This is a genomic window from Mannheimia indoligenes, assembly GCF_036880405.1.
Classification (GTDB): Bacteria; Pseudomonadota; Gammaproteobacteria; order Enterobacterales; family Pasteurellaceae; genus Mannheimia; species Mannheimia indoligenes.
The window spans coordinates 70,515-87,876 of sequence record NZ_JBAJJM010000012.1; the positions used below are offsets into that span (position 1 = coordinate 70,515).

The window sequence follows — 17,362 nt, forward strand, 5'->3', positions numbered from 1 at the left end:
CCTTATGGGTAAACTTGCTAATATTTCAACAAACTTAAAAAATTCATTGCAATCCGGTTTGCATAAAACAGGGCAATCTTTAAACCAAGCCGGTCAATCTTTAAAAGCCGGAGCGAAAAAGCTCATCCTCTATATTCCAAAAGATTATGAATATGATTCAGGAAGAGGAAACGGTTTACAGGATTTAGTCAAAGCTGCTCACGAATTAGGTATTGAAGTACAAAGAGAAGAGCGTAATGGTATTGCTACCGCTCAAAACAGTTTAAGTACAATTCAAAATATTCTTGGGTTTAGCGAGCGTGGAATTGTATTGTCTGCTCCTCAACTTGATAAACTGCTTCAAAAATACAAAATCAGTAAAGCACCCGGTTCATCAGAAAATGTAGCTAAAAATTTGGGTAATGCACAAACTTTATTATCGGGTATTCAATCTATCCTTGGCTCAGTTCTTGCTGGAATGGATTTAGATGAAATCTTGAAAAATAAAGGAAGTGAGCTTGAGTTAGCTAAAGCCGGTCTGGACTTGACAAATTCCTTGATTGAAAATATTGCAAATTCTTTGCAAACATTTGATACCTTTGCAGATAAAATTAATCAATTTGGTTCAAAATTGCAGAATGTAAAAGGTTTAGGTGCTTTAGGAGATAAACTTAAAAACTTTAGTGGCTTCAGTAAAGCCGGTCTTGGTTTAGAAGTGATTTCCGGTTTACTTTCCGGTGCAACAGCAGCTCTCGTTCTAGCAGATAAAAATGCCTCTACAGGTAAGAAAGTAGGTGCTGGCTTTGAACTTGTAAACCAAGTTGTTGGTAACATCACCAAAGCTGTTTCCTCTTATATTTTAGCTCAACGTGTTGCGGCTGGTTTATCTTCTACGGGTCCTGTTGCTGCATTGATCGCCTCTACAGTATCACTTGCTATCAGCCCTCTAGCATTTGCAGGGATCGCTGATAAATTTAATCACGCCAAAGCATTAGAAAGTTACGCTGAGCGTTTCAAAAAATTAGGTTACGATGGGGATGATTTACTTGCTCAATATCAAAGAGGAACAGGTACGATCGATGCGTCTGTAACGGCAATCAATACAGCATTGGCTGCAATTTCAGGTGGTGTTTCTGCCGCTGCTGCAGGTTCTTTAGTTGGTGCTCCTATTGCTTTACTTGTATCTGGTATTACCGGTGTTATTTCAACCATTTTGCAGTATTCTAAACAAGCGATGTTTGAACACGTTGCAAACAAAATTCACAATAAAATTGTGGAATGGGAAAAAAATAATCCAGGTAAGAATTACTTTGAAAATGGCTACGATGCACGTTACCTAGCCGGATTACAAGATAATATGAAATTCTTACTCAGCTTAAATCAAGAATTACAAGCTGAACGTGTCATTGCTATTACTCAGCAACAATGGGACAAAAATATTGGTGATTTAGCCGGTATTAGCCGATTAGGGGACAAAGTTATCAGCGGTAAAGCCTATGTTGATGCTTTTGAAGAGGGTAAACACCTTAAAGCCGACAAGCTGGTACAACTAGACTCGGCAAAAGGTATTATTGATGTAAGTAATACTGGAGGAGCAAAAACACAACATATTTTATTCAGAACGCCATTATTAACACCAGGTACTGAGCATCGTGAGCGAGTACAAACCGGTAAGTATGAATACATTACTAAGCTCAATATTAATCGTGTAGATAGCTGGCAAATTAAAGATGGGGCAGCAAGTTCTACTTTAGATCTCACAAATGTGGTGCAACGTATCGGTATTGAGCTAGATCAAGCAGGTAATGTAACTAAAACCAAAGAAACAAAAATTGTCGCTCAACTTGGAGCAGGCGATGATAATGTCTTTGTTGGTTCCGGTACAACAGAAATTGATGGAGGGGAAGGGCACGATCGCGTTCACTATAGTAGAGGTAATTATGGTGCACTTACTATTGATGCAACCCAAGAAACGCAAAAAGGTAGCTATACAGTAAAACGTTTTGTTGAAACAGGAAAAGCATTACATGAAGTTACTTCAACACATACGGCGTTAGTAGGTAGTCGTGAAGAGAAAATAGAGTATCGTCATAGTGATAATACACAACACGCCGGTTATTACACTCAAGATACTTTAAAATCCGTTGAAGAAATTATCGGCACATCGCATAACGATATTTTTAAAGGAAGTAAATTTAATGATATTTTCCACGGTGGTGATGGTGTAGATACTATTAACGGTAACGGTGGTAATGATATCTTACTCGGAGGCAAAGGAGACGATGTCATTGATGGTGGTGATGGCAATGACTTTATCGATGGGGGTAAAGGTAACGACCTCTTATATGGCGATAAAGGCGATGATATTTTTGTTCACCGTCAAGGCGATGGTAATGACGTTATTAGTGATTCTGAGGGTAATGATAAATTATCGTTCTCTGATTCAAACTTAAAAGATTTAACGTTCGAAAAAGTTAAATATAATCTTGTCATTACGAATACTAAGAAAGAGAAAGTTACTATTCAAAACTGGTTCCGTGAAGCTGATCTTGCTAAAGAAGTGCGTAATTATCAAGCAACTAAAGATGAGAAAATTGAAGAAATCATCGGGCGAAATGGTGAGCGGATTACCTCAAGTCAAGTCGATGATCTTATCGCAAAAGGTAACGGTAAAATCGATCAGAATGAACTGACAAAAGTAGTTGATAACTATGAATTGCTTAAGCGTAGTCGAAATGTAACAAATAGCTTAGATAAATTGATTTCATCTGTGAGCTCGTTTACTTCGTCTAATGATTCGAGAAATGTATTAGTGAATCCGACTTCAATGTCAGATCAAAATTTATCTTCTCTTCAATTTGCTAGAGCAGCTTAATTTTTAATGATTGGCAACTCTATATTGTTTTGCACATTATGGAGTTGCCCTTTTATTTTATAAAAGGAGACAATATGGAAGCAAATCATCAAAGGAGTGATCTTGGTTTAGTCGCTCTTACGATGTTAGCACAATATCATAATATTTCGCTTAATCCGGAAGAAATAAAACATAAATTTGATATTGATGGAAAAGGGCTTTCTTTAACCTCTTGGCTTTTAGCCGCAAAATCGTTAGCGTTGAAAGCAAAACACATTAAAAAAGAGATTTCCCGCTTACATTTGGTTAATTTACCTGCCTTAGTTTGGCAAGATAACGGTAAACATTTTTTATTGGTAAAAGTGGATACCGATAATAACCGCTATTTAACTTACGATTTGGAAAAAGATACACCGCAAATTTTATCACGAGACGAGTTTGAAGCTTGCTATCAAGGGCAGTTAATTCTGGTTACTTCCAGAGCCTCTGTCGTGGGGCAGTTAGCAAAATTTGATTTCACTTGGTTTATTCCTGCGGTGATCAAATACCGAAAAATCTTTCTAGAAACCTTAATTGTTTCAATCTTTTTGCAAATTTTTGCCCTAATTACACCGCTATTCTTCCAAGTGGTAATGGATAAAGTATTGGTACATCGAGGTTTTTCAACCTTGAATATCATTACTGTTGCCTTAGCTATTGTGATCATATTTGAAATTGTGTTAAGCGGTTTACGGACCTATATTTTTGCCCACAGTACTAGCCGGATTGATGTGGAATTAGGGGCTAAATTATTTCGGCATTTGTTATCGCTACCTATTTCTTATTTTGAGAACAGACGGGTTGGCGATACGGTTGCACGAGTTAGAGAATTAGATCAAATTCGGAATTTTCTTACCGGACAAGCACTAACTTCGGTCTTGGATTTACTGTTCTCTTTTGTCTTTTTTGCGGTGATGTGGTATTACAGCCCGAAATTAACTCTAGTAGTTCTCGGCTCATTACCCTGCTATATTTTATGGTCGATTTTTATTAGTCCGATTTTAAGGCGACGTTTAGACGATAAATTTGCTCGAAGTGCTGATAACCAATCATTCTTGGTTGAATCAGTAACTGCTATCAATATGATTAAAGCTATGGCGGTTACTCCACAAATGACCGATACGTGGGATAAACAATTGGCAAGCTATGTTTCATCAAGTTTCCGTGTAACCGTATTGGCAACCATTGGGCAACAGGGAGTTCAGCTTATTCAAAAAACCGTAATGGTAATCAACCTTTGGTTGGGAGCACACTTAGTGATCTCAGGTGATCTTAGCATAGGACAATTAATTGCCTTTAATATGCTTTCCGGGCAAGTGATTGCACCGGTAATCCGCTTGGCACAACTCTGGCAAGATTTCCAACAAGTTGGTATTTCTGTTACACGTTTAGGTGATGTTTTAAATTCCCCGACCGAACAATATCAAGGAAAATTATCACTACCTGAAATACAAGGCGACATCGCGTTTAAAAATATTCGTTTTAGATATAAACCGGATGCTCCTACGATTTTAAATAATGTGAATTTAGAGATTAAAAAAGGGGAAGTAATCGGGATTGTTGGGCGTTCAGGCTCAGGTAAAAGTACATTAACAAAATTACTGCAACGTTTTTATATTCCTGAAAACGGTCAGGTGCTTATTGATGGGCACGATCTTGCATTAGCTGACCCAAACTGGCTACGCCGTCAAATCGGGGTGGTTTTGCAAGATAACGTCCTGTTAAACCGTAGTATCCGAGAAAATATAGCCCTATCCGAACCGGGAATGTCAATGGAACGTGTGATTTATGCAGCAAAATTAGCTGGTGCTCATGATTTCATTTCAGAGCTACGTGAAGGTTATAACACTATTGTTGGTGAACAAGGCACAGGGCTTTCCGGCGGACAGCGACAACGGATTGCGATTGCACGAGCTTTAGTGAACAACCCGAAAATCCTGATTTTTGATGAAGCGACTAGTGCCCTCGATTACGAATCTGAACATATTATTATGAAAAATATGCAAAAAATATGCCAAGGAAGAACTGTGATTTTGATTGCACATCGGTTATCAACAGTCAAAAATGCCGACCGAATTATTGTGATGGAAAAAGGGGAAATTGTAGAACAAGGTAAGCATCACGAATTGCTGCAAAACAATAACGGGCTTTACTCCTACTTACATCAATTACAACTGAATTAAGAAGGAAAACAATGAAAATATGGCTTAGTGGTATTTATGAATTTTTCCTACGCTATAAAAATATTTGGGTAGAAGTATGGAAAATTCGTAAAGAATTAGACCACCCAAACAGAAAAAAAGATGAAAGTGAGTTTTTACCGGCACATTTAGAGCTGATTGAAACCCCGGTTTCTAAAAAGCCACGCCTAATTGCCTATTTAATTATGCTGTTTTTAGCGGTGGCAATTGTGCTTGCAAGTGTCAGTAAAGTGGAAATTGTGGCGACTGCACCTGGTAAATTAACCTTTAGTGGTAGAAGTAAAGAAATTAAACCGATTGAAAATACGATCGTACAAGAAATTTTTGTTAAGGACGGGCAATTTGTAGAAAAAGGTCAATTATTAGTCAGTTTAACTGCTTTGGGCTCTGATGCAGATATCAAAAAGACCATTACTTCACTCTCTTTGGCAAAACTAGAGAACTATCGCTACCAAACCCTACTTACTGCCATTGAAAAAGAGTCATTACCGGTTATCGATTTATCCAACACCGAATTTAAAGATTCATCGGAGGAAGACAGGTTACGTATTAAGCATTTAATCGAAGAGCAATACACGACTTGGCAAAAACAAAAAACGCAGAAAACCTTAGCTTATAAACGTAAAGATGCAGAAAAACAGACCATATCTGCTTACGTTCGTAAATATGAAGGTGCAACTCGTATTGAGCAAGAAAAGTTAAAGGACTTTAGAAAACTTTATCAACAAAAGTCTTTATCTAAACACGAACTTCTCTCGCAAGAAAATAAAGCCATTGAAGCACAAAACGAGTTGGCGGTTTATCGTTCAAAATTAAATGAATTAGAAAGTGATCTTCTCAATGTGAAAGAAGAACTTGAATTGATCACACAATTCTTTAAAAGCGATGTATTGGAAAAATTAAAACAGCATATTGAAAATGAGCGTCAGCTCCGGCTTGAGTTGGAAAAAAATGACCAACGTAGACAAGCTTCTATGATCAGAGCTCCGGTTTCCGGTACGGTGCAACAGCTGAAAATTCATACTATAGGTGGTGTTGTTACCACAGCTGAAACCTTGATGATTATTGTGCCGGAAGATGATGTATTAGAAGCTACCGCTCTGATTCAAAATAAAGACATCGGCTTTGTTGCTGCAGGGCAAGAGGTGATTATTAAAGTAGAAACTTTCCCTTATACCCGATACGGCTATATTACCGGAAGGATTAAACACATCAGCCCGGATGCTATCGAACAACCTAATTTAGGATTGGTGTTTAATGCAACTATCAGTATAGACAAACAAGCACTCTCATCTCCGGACGGTCATAAAATAGAGCTCGGCTCAGGTATGACGATTACCGCTGAAATCAAAACAGGTGAGCGAAGTGTAATGAGCTATTTGCTCAGTCCATTGGAGGAATCTGTTACAGAAAGTTTAAGGGAACGCTAAATCGAACCTAAACAAAGCCATAATAGCCATTTTGCAGCTATTATGGCTTTACTTTTATATGCATAAATAGATTTTTAGCATCACAAGCGGTTAAAAAAAGAGGTTTTTTTACACTTTTATAACAAATCGTTCTATATCAAAATTTCTAATTCTTTTCTTTTATAGACAATTTCCTCTATTTTTTCTGCATTCCAAATAAACAATTAAAAAGAGGATTTATGAGCCTTATTGTTACTGATCTTTCTCTTGGCTATGAGAAAAACAGGCAAACCAAGACAATTTTGCAAGATGTGAATTTTGAGGTAAATAGCGGTACGCTGACTTCTATTTTAGGTCCGAGCGGTGTGGGTAAATCATCATTACTGCGTGTGATTGCAGGTTTAGATAAACCATTAAGTGGTAATGTCGCATTGTTTGGGGAGCAAATCAGTCAGCCACACCCGGATGTCGGTTTTGTGTTCCAATCTGCCACATTATTGCCTTGGCTTTCGGTCAGAAATAATGTGGCATTTGGGCTGGATTTTAAATGCCGCACGCCACTTTCAAAAGCAGATATTCAAAAACGGGTAGAAGAAGCATTAGAGGAAGTCGGTTTAAGCCACGCTATTGATGCGATGCCGCACGAACTTTCGGGCGGTATGGCTCAGCGTGTGAATTTAGCTCGAGCCTTAGCTCGTCAGCCGAAAGTGATTTTGCTCGATGAGCCGTTTTCTGCCCTTGATGAAGTCATTCGCAGCCAAATGCAAACCTTATTACACGATATTGTTCGTCACCATAATGCCGCGGCAATTATGGTAACGCACGATATTGATGAAGCCTTATTAGTTTCTGATGATGTGCTATTACTTGGTGGCACACCTGCTCATATTGTTGGGAAATGGCATTTGTCTGATCTATTCCCTCGTACCGATTTGCTTAGTTTAAATCATATTCGAGTGGATATTTTACAATCTCTTAAGCAGGCTCAGCAGAAAAATCAGCCGGAGCCAGCGATTGATTTCGTGATTTAGGGGGATTTATGGATCAGCAACGCAGAGATTTTATGAAATTACTCAGCCTGTTTTCGGTTGCAGGGAGCTTTCCGTTATTACAAGCCTGTGAGCAGGTGCAAAAAAATGCGGAAAATCGACCGCTTGTGATTGGCTATTTACCGATTACCGATGCAACCCCGTTGCTTGTCGCTCACGCGAAAGGATTATTTGAAAAGCACGGCGTGAAGGTGGAAAAGCCGGTGATGTTCCGCAGTTGGGCACAGTTGGTAGAAGCCTTTTTAAGCGGCAATGTGAATGTGGTGCACCTGCTTTCGCCGATGAGTTTATGGGCGAAATATGGGGCAAATGCTCCGGTGAAAGCGGTGATGTGGAATCACTTAGCAGGTTCAGCTCTCACGGTTCGCCCTGAAATTAATAGCATTGCAGAGTTATCGGGCAAAACGGTAGCAATTCCGTTTTGGTATTCGATTCACAACATCGTATTGCAACGTTTATTGCGTGAAAATGGCTTGAAAATTACCGAAAAAGAGCCGAAAAGCGGTGAAGTGCGTTTAAGTGTGATGGCTCCTTCTGATATGGTGGCGGCACTTGCAAGTGAAGCTATTTCCGGCTTTATTGTTGCAGAACCTTTCAATGCATTAGCAGAAGCTAAAGGGGTCGGCAAAGTACTGCGTTTTAGCGGCGATGTGTGGAAAGATCACGCCTGTTGCTTAACCTTAATGCACGAATACGACATTCAACATCGCCCCGAATGGGTGCAAAAAGTGGTGAATGCTTTAACCGAAGCTCAGGTTTTTACTCTCGCCAACCGTGCGGAAACTGCTAAATTATTGGCTAGAGGCAGTGGCTATACGCCGCACGATCAAAAAGTGTTGGAAAACGTGCTAGCTCCAAGTCAAGCACAGATGGATAAATATGTGGAAACGGGGGCGATTGTTAATCCGCAGTGGCACCAAGAACGCATCGGCTTTCAACCTTATCCGTTTGATTCTTATATGGAAGAGTTGGTGAAAATGCTGAAAGAAACACACATCGCAGGCAATAACGCCTTTTTACAACCGCTTGATCCTGTAGAAGCCGCAAAAGCGATTAACGAACCAAAGTTTGTGCGAAAAGCTATTGAAGAAGGAGGTTGGATTGAAACCTTCAACTTACAAGCAGGTTGGACAAGAACGGAAGAAATCAGCATATAGAGATTAAGGAACAGTATGAAACAGAAATATATTTATGGCTTAGCAGGTTTATTGCTACTGCTTTTAAGTTGGCAATTAGGCACAACGTTATTAAGCCAAAGATTACCGATGGCATCAATGTTAGCTCCAGCCAAAACGTGGGAGAGTTTTGGTTGGCTGATTTCTTCGGGTGAAATTTTTCCGCACTTATTGGCAAGTTTAAAAAGAATTGTTGTAGGATTAGCGACAGCATTGTTGATTGGTGTACCCGTTGGGTTATTACTTGGCTTTTCCCGCCATTTGGAAATGCTTTGCACGCCATCATTTCAGCTGCTGAGAATGATTTCTCCACTTTCGTGGATGCCCATTATCGTAATGTTATTAGGCGTAGGTGATTTGCCGATCTATTTCTTACTCGCTTTTGCAACGGTATGGTCATTAATTATTTCCACCGCCTCAGGGGTGAAAAATATCGACTCGCAATGGCTACAACTGGGTAAAGTGATGTCAGCCTCTCGCAAAGAATTGTTGTGTAAAATTGTTGTGCCTGCTATTACAGGACACGTTCTAACGGGCTTACGAGTGGCGGTTGGTATTGCGTGGGTGGTGCTTGTACCTTGTGAAATGTTAGGCGTAAACGAAGGCTTAGGCTATTTCATTTTAGACACTCGCGATAGATTAGCCTATTCTGAATTAATGGCAGTAATTGTCATCATTGGCTTAATTGGCTGGGCATTGGATAGTTTAATTCGCTTAGCGTTAGCGAAAGGCGGAAAATAATTTCATCATTTACAAGCGGTTGTTTTTTGCAAAAAAATTGCAAAATATAACCGCTTGTTTATTCCAAAAAAGCATATTACTTTCCTTTCTTTTATTTCATCGCAATAAAAAAGCCTATTAAGATAACCTTAATAACACATTATAAGGGGTAAACACAATGTCAGTACTTTCGACATCTTTTATTGAATGGCTGCAAGAAAACGCAGAGAGTTTAGATCAATCTAACCAGCACGCTGATTTGTTAATTCGCAAAATTGCGGCTGAAAATCTGTTCAAAATTGGGGTGCCGACAGAATTGGGGGGCAATGGCGGTAATTTAGTTGATGCGATTAAAGCGATTTCTGAGCTGGGTAATCACTCATTAGCGGCGGCTTTTGTTTCGTGGGGACATCGTACTTTTATTGAGCATATTATTGCTTCGAAAAATCCTATTCCTAGAGAAATCTATTTGGCAGATTTGCTGAGTGGCAATTTAACTGCCGGCACTGGGTTATCGAACGCGATGAAATTTCTGGCTGGCATCGAAGAGTTAAATGTCAAAATTAGTGAAGAAAACGGCAAACGTTATTTAAATGGTCGCCTGCCGTGGGTAACGAATTTACGTTCAGACCGCTTTGTAGCAAGTTTTGTGGCGGGTTTTGAAGATGAGCGTAAACCGATTGTGATTGCGATTCCTTCTACGGCTCAAGGTTTAACCCGCACCAAAGAATTGGAGTTTATGTCGTTACAAGGGACGAATACTACCGCTCTCATATTTGAAAATGTGGAATTACTAGATGAATGGATTCTGGCTGATAACGCTCCGGAGTTTTTAGCAGCAACTCGCCCTGCGTTCTTAGGTTTACAATTTGGTTTACCTTTTGGTTTAGTGGAAAAAAGTTTAGCGGAAATTGAAAAATCGCTCTCATTCCGAGCGATTCTCACTTCTGAATGGCAAACTCAAGTTGATGCTTTAAACGATATTAAAACTCGTCTATTTAATGGCTTAAATGACGAAGGCTATTTCGTTCGCCACCCGAAAGAGCTATTTCAAGCCAGAATCGATATTGTGAATGTGGTTGCACAAGCCATTTTGTTAGAACTACAAGCCAGCGGTGGGCGTGGCTATTTGAAAAATGATACCTCAGGCTTCAGCCGTCGTTGGAAAGAAGCCGCATTCTTACCCGTTGTTACCCCAAGTGCGGTGCAGTTAAGAATAGTATTGGCGAATTGTTAAGAAATGGAGAGGCAAATGTTTGCCTCTTTTTTATTTGCAAAAAATGAGATAAAAAGAACCGCTTGTAGATATAAAAAAGGACGCATTGAAAGCGTCCTAATTTGATTTGATCCCTATTACGCAAAAGGCTGTAACTCTGGGTTAATTGGAGTTTCTGCAATGTTGTTTACATAGTTGCATAACGTTGCCAAACTCACACCTAAAATCACGTCAATTGCATTTTGTTGATTATAACCTGCAGCAAAAAACTCATTGAGTTGTGCTTCGGTCAATTTTGCTTTTTGTAGCATTACTGCAAGAGTGAAACGAGCTAAAGTGTCTAATTTATCATCAGAATCAATGCGAGAGGTTGCACGCAACGCATTTACGACTTCTTCAGGCATTTTTAACAATTTTAACGCGATTTTAGTATGACCTGCCACACAGAATCCACAACCGTTTACCACTGCTGCAGTAATTTGTACCACTTCACGTTCCTCTGCAGTTAAGCTGTTGCGACCGTTAATACCGCCTACTGTGCGGTAGGTTTCTAACGCAGTCGGGGCATTTGCTAACACGCCGATAAGATTTGGGATAAAGCCATTTGCTTGTTGTACCGCTTTTAATGCTTCTTGTGCGGCTTCCGGTGCAGATTCAATAGTGTGAATTTGAAATTTTGACATAATTATTCCTTATCAATTTATGGGTTGAATAGGCTAATCATAAATAAAACATTCTTCTACAACAAATCAAAATGACTATGTGATATAACTAAAAGATCTTAAAAGGGAGTATAGTTGCCGATACTCCCTTTCTGTTTAGTTTAAGTTGGAAATTACTCTTCAGCGTCTTCTTTCGCCCATTCTAATGAACGGCGAACCGCTTTTTTCCAGCCTTTATAGCGTTTAGCTCGTTTTTCTTGGTCGCCATCCGGTGTGAAGGTTCGTTCAATTTCTGCTTTATCTTTTAGCTCCTCCAAATCTTTCCAGAAACCAACGGCAATACCGGCAAGATAAGCAGCTCCTAACGCAGTAACTTCTTTCACTTTTGGACGCTCAACTTTGGTGTCTAAAATATCTGCTTGGAATTGCATTAAGAAGTTGTTTGCTGTCGCACCGCCATCAACACGCAATGCTTGCAGTTTCGCTTTTGAATCAGACTGCATTGCTTCTAACACATCTCGAGTTTGGTAAGCGATAGATTCCAAAGTTGCACGCACGATATGATTGCGGTTTGCCCCACGAGTTAAACCGAAAATTGAGCCTCGTGCATACGGATCCCAATATGGTGCACCTAAGCCGGTAAATGCCGGTACAACGTAAACGCCGTTTGAGCTATCTTCTTTCGTTGCAAAATATTCGCTATCGAAACTGTCGTGAACAATTTTCAGCTCATCACGCAACCATTGAATGGAGGCTCCCGCAATAAAGACAGAACCTTCTAACGCATATTCAGGCTCGCCTTTCGCATTACAAGCAATGGTGGTTAATAAGCCGTTTTCGGACTGAATCGCAGTATTACCTGTGTGCATCAGCATAAAACAGCCTGTGCCGTAGGTATTTTTCGCTTGTCCTTCCTTAACACATAAATGACCATAAAGAGCCGCTTGTTGGTCGCCTGCGATACCTGCAATTGGAATACGCACACCGCCTTGTCCGCCGATATTGGTTTTGCCGTAAATTTCAGAGGAATTTTTCACTTCCGGTAACATTGATCGTGGAATATTCAGTAATTCCAGCATCTTATCGTCCCACTGCTTGGTGTGAATGTTAAATAACATCGTACGAGAAGCATTGGTGTAATCGGTAATATGCACACGCCCTTGAGTTAATTTCCATACCAGCCAAGTATCGACCGTACCAAATAATAACTCACCTCGTTCTGCTTTTTCTCTTGCTCCTTCTACGTTATCTAAAATCCATTTTACTTTTGTGCCGGAGAAGTATGGATCGACAACTAAGCCTGTGGTTTTACGAATATACTCTTCGTGTCCGTCTGATTTTAATTTATCGGTAATATCAGAGGTACGGCGGCATTGCCATACAATCGCATTATAAACAGGTTTACCGCTCTCTTTTTCCCACACAATGGTAGTTTCACGCTGGTTAGTAATACCAATTGCAGCAATACTATCAGGGCTAATACCTGCCTTTGCCACCACTTCATTTAAGGTCGAACTTTGGGTAGCCCAAATTTCCATCGGGTTATGTTCTACCCAACCAGCTTGTGGATAAATTTGGGTAAATTCACGTTGTGCCACTTCAACAACATTGGCATTTTTATCTAGTAATACCGCACGGGAGCTTGTTGTGCCTTGATCAAGGGCGATGATATATTGTTTGTCCATAGATTACTCCTGAATATTTGCCGGAAGGTTTTTGTGAATAAGATTTTTATAGCCCCAAGCACCGAATAACGCACCGCAGATTGGAGCAACAATTGGAATAATGAAATAAGGGATTTCTTTACCGCCGGTGAGTGCAATTTCGCCCCAACCTGCAAGGAAAGCAAAGAGTTTAGGTCCAAAATCACGAGCCGGGTTCATCGCAAAGCCTGTTAATGGACCGGTTGCCCCACCGATAACAGCGATTAATAAACCGATGAGCAATGCCGCTAAAGCTTTATTTGGTAAGCCGTTTTTATCATCACCGATTGCTAAAATGGTAGACATTAACACGGCAGTAATCACAAATTCCACAATAAATGCCGTTAATAATGTAATATTTGGGTTTGGATAAGTTGAGAACACACCGGCAAAACCAACAGTTTCACCACGTACAATCCCTTGAGCTGCTTCGGCTGCTGCAAAGAGATCGCTATACATAAAATAGATAAGTGCAACAGAGCAGAAAGCACCTGCTACTTGAGCGATGATATAGGGTAGAATTTTGTGTTTTTCAAAACCGTAAAATGCAGCGAGTGCGATAGTTACAGCTGGGTTAAGGTGAGCACCGGAAATCCCGGCAGAAATATAAATTGCCATTGAGACCCCAATACCCCAAACAATTGCAATTTCCCATAAACCGAAACTTGCACCAGCAACTTGTGCAGCCGCTACGCAGCCGGCACCAAAGAAGAGAATGAAAGCTGTACCGATAAATTCGCCGATACAAGCATTGCGTAAGGTTCTGTCCATAACGTTCCCCTTAAGAAGAAATGATTGAAAACCAATAAAGAAATGTTTGAAAATGAAAATATTTTCGAGCTGATATTGCCAAAACACCATTTTTTAAGCAAATGGGAAATTTTAAATTTGTGAAATCCATCACATTATTTTTTTAAATCAACTATTTCTAGGTATAATTTTACAAATCATTTTTTAGGGCAAAATATGTACTCAGTTTTTATACTTTCAACCGGTGCAGTACTTGGGGCATTGTCTCGTTGGCAATTAGGCGTGTGGGTTAATCCATTACTTAATCAGCTTGCATTAGGCACATTGTTAGCAAATTGGGCCGGTTGCTTTCTGATTGGTATTGCGATGGGGTTTAATTTAGGCGATAGCCAAAAATTATTATTTATTACAGGCTTTCTCGGCAGTTTCACCACCTTTTCAAGTTTTTCCGCAGAGTTAAGCGAGAAATTATTAGCGGAAAAATGGGGAGAATTTATCACGGTATTAAGCCTGCATTTAGTGGGCGGCATTGTACTCACAATTTGTGGCATTTTGCTCACTCGTTGTCTTACAAGCGGTTAAATTTGCTGAAAAATTTGCAAATAAAAAACCTCCCAATCGGGAGGTTTTTCGTGGAACTTTTACAGTAACATATTCGATAGTAATAAACCAAAGCCGATACTGAAAATCATACTGAGTAAGCCCGGTAACATAAAGCTATGGTTGAAAATAAACTTACCAATGCGAGTTGTACCCGTTGTATCAAAGTCGATTGAAGCAATAATCGGACCATAGTTCGGAATGAAGAAGTAGCCGTTTACGGCAACAAATACCCCGATTAATACCGGTGCAGGAATACCGATTGCAATCGCCACAGGGAATAGAGTTGCAACCGTTGCCCCTTGGCTATTTACTAATACAGAAAGTACGAATAGTGCGAATGCAAATGCCCAAGGTGCAGTTTCAACTAAGCCTGACACCATAGATTTTACTTCATCCATATGACCTTGCATTAAGGTATCGCCTAACCACGCAATACCGAAAATCGCAATTACCGCACGCATACCAGCGTGGAATACTGAGCCTTTGGTAATTTCATTGCCGTCCGGCTTGCAGAGTAAAATGATTAATGCACCTACGCTTAACATTACGATTTCAATGGTGTGAGCCATACCCATCGGTTTGCCGTCAAACACAGGGCGAAGTGAAGGCATTGCACCCATTAAAACCACTAATAATGCACCGAATAAGAATAAGCCAACGGATAATTTTGCAGTTGGTTTTAACGGTAATTCGGTTGGGTTTGCGGTGATGTGGTTTGCTTTCACATACTCAGGATCTTGCAATAATTTTTGATAGTGTGGGTCGTCTTTCAACTCTTTACCCATTTTATTCACAAATACGCAAGCTAAGCCTAAACCTAATAATGTTGAAGGAATAGTTACACTTAATACATCGCCTAAGTGAATGCCTTGTGGTTCAAGGAATGCTACCACTGCGACGACTGCCGCTGCAATCGGGCTTGCTACAATCGCAAATTGTGAGGCAATTACCGCCATTGAGAGAGGACGCTCAGGGCGAATACCGTTATGGCGGCTTACCTCAGCGATTACAGGTAATACAGAGTAAGCAACGTGTCCTGTACCTGCAAGCACAGTAAATGTCCAAGTTACAAGTGGTGCGATAAAGGTAATGTGTTTTGGATTTTTACGCAAAATACGAGTGGCGATTTTGATCATATAATCTAAACCACCAGCGGCTTGCATTGCAGCCGCTGCTGCAACTACCGCCATAATCATAAACATTACATCAATCGGTAATCCTGCCGGTTTTAAGCCAAAGCCAAATGACAAAATGGCTAAACCTAAACCACCAAATACCCCTAATCCGATACCACCAACGCGAGCACCGACCAAAATGCACAGTAACACTATAGCAAATTGGATAATAAACATAGCAGACATAATCTGACTCCTTTATATTAAAAAATGAAATCGATCACAAAAGAAATTGATATTTCTTCTTAAATTAATCGACGGCTACTATATCAATAAAGCAAAGTAATCTCTATAATCTAAATCAATAAAAGCTTTAAAAAATTTAAGGAAAAGTATGCAATTTTCAAAAATGCACGGACTTGGTAATGATTTTGTGGTGGTTGATGGTGTAACCCAAAATGTGTACCTGACAGAGGAGATGATCCGCACTTTATCAGACCGACATCGCGGAATCGGGTTTGACCAACTTTTATTAGTCGAACCGCCTTACGATCCGGAATTGGACTTTCATTACCGCATTTTCAATGCCGATGGCAGTGAAGTTTCACAATGTGGAAATGGGGCGAGATGTTTTGCCCGTTTTGTAACCTTAAAGGGTTTAACTAGCAAAAAAGATATTTATGTTAGCACCGCAAAAGGCAAAATGGTGCTGACGGTGCAAGATGACGACAAAGTGCGAGTGAATATGGGCGAGCCGATTTGGGAACCTGCACAAATCCCATTTACGGCGAATAAATTTGAGAAAAACTATATTTTACGCACTGATTTGCAAACCGTTCTATGTGGGGTGGTGTCGATGGGTAATCCACATTGTGTGCTACAAGTAGATGATGTAAAAACTGCACCAGTGAATGAACTTGGACCTTTGCTCGAAAGCCACGAACGCTTCCCTGAACGAGCGAATATCAGCTTTATGCAAGTGGTGAATCGCAATCACGTCAAATTACGGGTATATGAGCGTGGAGCAGGCGAAACCCAAGCTTGTGGCAGCGGGGCGTGCGGCACGGTAGCGGTCGGTATTATGCAAGGCTTGTTGGATAATAAAGTACAGGTGGATTTGCCGGGTGGTTCACTCATTATTGAATGGCAAGGCGTAGGGCATCCGCTTTATATGACCGGCGATGCTACTCATATCTATGACGGTTTTATTAAGTTATAAGGTATAAAAAAACGGTATCTTTTCATGGATACCGTTTTTGTTTAGAGTAATTTCTTCACTAATTCCAGCACGATAGGCAATTCGGTAAAGCCTTCCCGATCCAAGAAATGCCCTCCTTGATTTAAGCGAATATAGTCTGCTTGCAAATGCTGAGCGAGGTCGTCGCTATATTTATGATTAACGACTGTATCGTCTAACGCACTCACCACATAGCTTGGAAAATGGGAGACGCTCGGCAAAATAGCATAATAGTTGGTAAAAGTGGAAAGCTCGGGTAAATTTTCTAACGGTTGATAAAAGCCGGACACAAATACCGCCCCTTTAATTGAGGCGTATTTTTTGGCTAAAAAATTCAAAATGGCGATACAACCTAAACTATGCCCGACAAAAATGGTTTGATCGTTCAACTCCACATTTTGCTCAAGATGATTTAACCAACCATCTAATGACGGATTTTCCGAATTAGGCATATTCAGCCGCTCACAAATCACCCCAATCTCACCTAATTGCTGCTCCAACCAAGGAAACCAATGCTTATCGGCATTTGCCGTATAGCCGTGTACGATATAAACCTGTGCCATTTTTCACTCCTAATTATGATTGAACTGAAAAGATTGTAGCACAGCTTGGACAGAAAATTAGGGGGAAACAAGCGGTTGTTTTTTGCA

14 protein-coding genes are annotated in these 17,362 nt (G+C 40.1%); 9 read left to right on the forward strand and 5 right to left on the reverse strand.

Annotated elements, in window-relative coordinates:
- Positions 1 to 4 precede the first annotated feature (4 nt).
- The 7 genes from V6W77_RS09030 (at position 5) to V6W77_RS09060 (ending at position 10,663) form a co-directional block, all read left to right on the forward strand.
- On the forward strand, positions 5 to 2,854 hold the full coding sequence (locus V6W77_RS09030; protein WP_334254437.1) for an RTX family hemolysin: 2,850 nt from the start codon (positions 5 to 7) through the stop codon (positions 2,852 to 2,854).
- A gap of 74 nt (positions 2,855 to 2,928) precedes the next feature.
- Entirely contained in the window at positions 2,929 to 5,055 is a 2,127-nt protein-coding gene (locus V6W77_RS09035) for a type I secretion system permease/ATPase (protein WP_334254438.1), read from the forward strand.
- Between the two features lie 11 nt (positions 5,056 to 5,066).
- Positions 5,067 to 6,503 carry an HlyD family type I secretion periplasmic adaptor subunit gene (locus V6W77_RS09040; RefSeq protein ID WP_025235106.1) on the forward strand — a complete coding sequence of 479 codons (1,437 nt, stop codon included), beginning with the start codon at positions 5,067 to 5,069 and terminating at the stop codon, positions 6,501 to 6,503.
- A gap of 218 nt (positions 6,504 to 6,721) precedes the next feature.
- A complete protein-coding gene (locus tag V6W77_RS09045; RefSeq protein WP_334254439.1) occupies positions 6,722 to 7,513 on the forward strand; it encodes an ABC transporter ATP-binding protein in 792 nt (263 codons plus the stop codon).
- Between the two features lie 8 nt (positions 7,514 to 7,521).
- On the forward strand, positions 7,522 to 8,688 hold the full coding sequence (locus tag V6W77_RS09050; RefSeq protein WP_334254440.1) for an ABC transporter substrate-binding protein: 1,167 nt from the start codon (positions 7,522 to 7,524) through the stop codon (positions 8,686 to 8,688).
- A 15-nt stretch (positions 8,689 to 8,703) separates the two neighbouring features.
- Entirely contained in the window at positions 8,704 to 9,447 is a 744-nt protein-coding gene (locus V6W77_RS09055; protein ID WP_334254441.1) for an ABC transporter permease, read from the forward strand.
- Positions 9,448 to 9,604: 157 nt separating this feature from the next.
- A complete protein-coding gene (locus tag V6W77_RS09060; RefSeq protein WP_334254442.1) occupies positions 9,605 to 10,663 on the forward strand; it encodes an acyl-CoA dehydrogenase family protein in 1,059 nt (352 codons plus the stop codon).
- A 116-nt stretch (positions 10,664 to 10,779) separates the two neighbouring features.
- On the opposite strand, the gene V6W77_RS09065 is transcribed toward V6W77_RS09060, so the two are convergent.
- The 3 genes from V6W77_RS09065 to V6W77_RS09075 all read right to left on the reverse strand — a co-directional run bounded on the left by V6W77_RS09065 (position 10,780) and on the right by V6W77_RS09075 (position 13,778).
- Entirely contained in the window at positions 10,780 to 11,325 is a 546-nt protein-coding gene (locus tag V6W77_RS09065) for a carboxymuconolactone decarboxylase family protein (RefSeq protein ID WP_188157050.1), read from the reverse strand.
- A 152-nt stretch (positions 11,326 to 11,477) separates the two neighbouring features.
- On the reverse strand, positions 11,478 to 12,989 hold the full coding sequence (gene glpK / locus V6W77_RS09070) for a glycerol kinase GlpK (RefSeq protein ID WP_334254443.1): 1,512 nt from the start codon (positions 12,987 to 12,989) through the stop codon (positions 11,478 to 11,480).
- Positions 12,990 to 12,992: 3 nt separating this feature from the next.
- Entirely contained in the window at positions 12,993 to 13,778 is a 786-nt protein-coding gene (locus tag V6W77_RS09075; RefSeq protein ID WP_188157048.1) for an MIP/aquaporin family protein, read from the reverse strand.
- Between the two features lie 195 nt (positions 13,779 to 13,973).
- Here V6W77_RS09075 and V6W77_RS09080 point away from each other — a divergent pair, with 195 nt between their 5' ends.
- Positions 13,974 to 14,339 carry a CrcB family protein gene (locus tag V6W77_RS09080; RefSeq protein ID WP_334254444.1) on the forward strand — a complete coding sequence of 122 codons (366 nt, stop codon included), beginning with the start codon at positions 13,974 to 13,976 and terminating at the stop codon, positions 14,337 to 14,339.
- Positions 14,340 to 14,398: 59 nt separating this feature from the next.
- Here V6W77_RS09080 and V6W77_RS09085 read toward each other — a convergent pair whose 3' ends face one another.
- On the reverse strand, positions 14,399 to 15,721 hold the full coding sequence (locus V6W77_RS09085; RefSeq protein ID WP_334254445.1) for an anaerobic C4-dicarboxylate transporter: 1,323 nt from the start codon (positions 15,719 to 15,721) through the stop codon (positions 14,399 to 14,401).
- 148 nt (positions 15,722 to 15,869) lie between these two features.
- Between V6W77_RS09085 and dapF the strand changes: the two genes are divergently transcribed.
- Positions 15,870 to 16,694 (forward strand): diaminopimelate epimerase, encoded by an 825-nt coding sequence (gene dapF / locus V6W77_RS09090; RefSeq protein WP_025235116.1) that lies wholly within the window; start codon positions 15,870 to 15,872, stop codon positions 16,692 to 16,694.
- Positions 16,695 to 16,735: 41 nt separating this feature from the next.
- Here dapF and V6W77_RS09095 read toward each other — a convergent pair whose 3' ends face one another.
- Complete coding sequence (locus V6W77_RS09095) at positions 16,736 to 17,275, reverse strand: RBBP9/YdeN family alpha/beta hydrolase (RefSeq protein WP_334254446.1); 540 nt, start codon at positions 17,273 to 17,275, stop codon at positions 16,736 to 16,738.
- Positions 17,276 to 17,362: the final 87 nt, after the last annotated feature.

What these genes read in the sequence shown, in the direction of transcription:
- V6W77_RS09030 (WP_334254437.1), top strand. Translation starts at nt 5, where the DNA reads ATGGGTAAACTTGCTAATATTTCAACAAACTTAAAAAATTCATTGCAA.
- V6W77_RS09035 (WP_334254438.1), top strand. Translation starts at nt 2,929, where the DNA reads ATGGAAGCAAATCATCAAAGGAGTGATCTTGGTTTAGTCGCTCTTACG.
- V6W77_RS09040 (WP_025235106.1), top strand. Translation starts at nt 5,067, where the DNA reads ATGAAAATATGGCTTAGTGGTATTTATGAATTTTTCCTACGCTATAAA.
- V6W77_RS09045 (WP_334254439.1), top strand. Translation starts at nt 6,722, where the DNA reads ATGAGCCTTATTGTTACTGATCTTTCTCTTGGCTATGAGAAAAACAGG.
- V6W77_RS09050 (WP_334254440.1), top strand. Translation starts at nt 7,522, where the DNA reads ATGGATCAGCAACGCAGAGATTTTATGAAATTACTCAGCCTGTTTTCG.
- V6W77_RS09055 (WP_334254441.1), top strand. Translation starts at nt 8,704, where the DNA reads ATGAAACAGAAATATATTTATGGCTTAGCAGGTTTATTGCTACTGCTT.
- V6W77_RS09060 (WP_334254442.1), top strand. Translation starts at nt 9,605, where the DNA reads ATGTCAGTACTTTCGACATCTTTTATTGAATGGCTGCAAGAAAACGCA.
- V6W77_RS09065 (WP_188157050.1), bottom strand. Translation starts at nt 11,325, where the DNA reads ATGTCAAAATTTCAAATTCACACTATTGAATCTGCACCGGAAGCCGCA.
- glpK (WP_334254443.1), bottom strand. Translation starts at nt 12,989, where the DNA reads ATGGACAAACAATATATCATCGCCCTTGATCAAGGCACAACAAGCTCC.
- V6W77_RS09075 (WP_188157048.1), bottom strand. Translation starts at nt 13,778, where the DNA reads ATGGACAGAACCTTACGCAATGCTTGTATCGGCGAATTTATCGGTACA.
- V6W77_RS09080 (WP_334254444.1), top strand. Translation starts at nt 13,974, where the DNA reads ATGTACTCAGTTTTTATACTTTCAACCGGTGCAGTACTTGGGGCATTG.
- V6W77_RS09085 (WP_334254445.1), bottom strand. Translation starts at nt 15,721, where the DNA reads ATGTCTGCTATGTTTATTATCCAATTTGCTATAGTGTTACTGTGCATT.
- dapF (WP_025235116.1), top strand. Translation starts at nt 15,870, where the DNA reads ATGCAATTTTCAAAAATGCACGGACTTGGTAATGATTTTGTGGTGGTT.
- V6W77_RS09095 (WP_334254446.1), bottom strand. Translation starts at nt 17,275, where the DNA reads ATGGCACAGGTTTATATCGTACACGGCTATACGGCAAATGCCGATAAG.